General features: G+C 62.6%; 2 protein-coding genes (1 of these 2 cut by a window edge). One reads left to right on the top strand and one right to left on the bottom strand.

Annotation, left to right across the window (positions count from 1 at the left end; translation table 11 throughout):
• A protein-coding gene (locus SCI24_RS03145) for an ISL3 family transposase (RefSeq protein WP_318723955.1) crosses the window boundary here: on the bottom strand, positions 1-106 show its start. Its footprint begins 1,238 nt before the window's first position; 106 of the gene's 1,344 nt are visible here — the first part of the coding sequence; its start codon is at positions 104-106; the stop codon falls past the left edge of the window.
• Between the two features lie 130 nt (positions 107-236).
• Between SCI24_RS03145 and SCI24_RS03140 the strand changes: the two genes are divergently transcribed.
• The coding region (locus tag SCI24_RS03140; RefSeq protein ID WP_318723954.1) for an IS30 family transposase at positions 237-745 on the top strand (509 nt) is incomplete at its 3' end.

Here is a 745-nt window from a genome sequence, read left to right as displayed (position 1 = left end):
AGAGATCGAGGCGGTGAGGCGACACGGCGGTATCCAGGTGCTGGTCCTTGAGGATCCAGGGCGCTTCCAGGCCCAGGCCGAGGGTCAGAATCTGGGTGCCGTCCATGCCATACCTCCTGTCGTCGTGGAGGTCATATCCTGGCCCAGCTCAGGGGGCGAATTCCACACCCAACGACGAAGAGCCCTTTATAGCCCCCATGGCCGGGGTAGGCGTCAGTCATCAGTGGATCTACTCCTTGATCTGGGATGACAAGGCGCATGGCGGCGATCTCTGGCAGCATCTCCGTCAACCCAAACGTCGCAGCAAGCACCGTGCCCAGGCCAAGAGCGCTGGGCTTGGCAAGATCCCTAACCGTGTAGGCATCGAGCACCGACCGGCTGAGGTCGATGACCGGCGTTTCATCGGTCACTGGGAGGGCGACACCGTGATCCAGGGGCACAAGCAATCAGGCCTGGTCACTCTGGTCGAGCGTCGCAGCGGCTATCTGCTGGCGGCACGGCTGCCCAGGATCTCGGCGGAGCTGACGAAAGCGGCCATGATCCGCCTGCTGAAGCCTCGTCGGGGCGCTGTCCAGACCATCACGCTGGACAATGGCTCGGAATTCGCCGACCACGAAGCCGTGGCCAAGGCGGTGACAGCAGCGACGTACTTCTGTGATCCCTACTGTTCCGGGCAGCGTGGGACCAACGAGAACACGAATGGCCTGATACGGCAGTACTTTCCCAAGGGAACGGACTTCCGCCA

This window comes from Halomonas sp. (assembly GCF_033549285.1).
GTDB lineage: Bacteria > Pseudomonadota > Gammaproteobacteria > Pseudomonadales > Halomonadaceae > Halomonas.
Note: the sequence above shows the minus strand (reverse complement) of the source record. Positions and strands in the feature narration are given on the sequence as shown.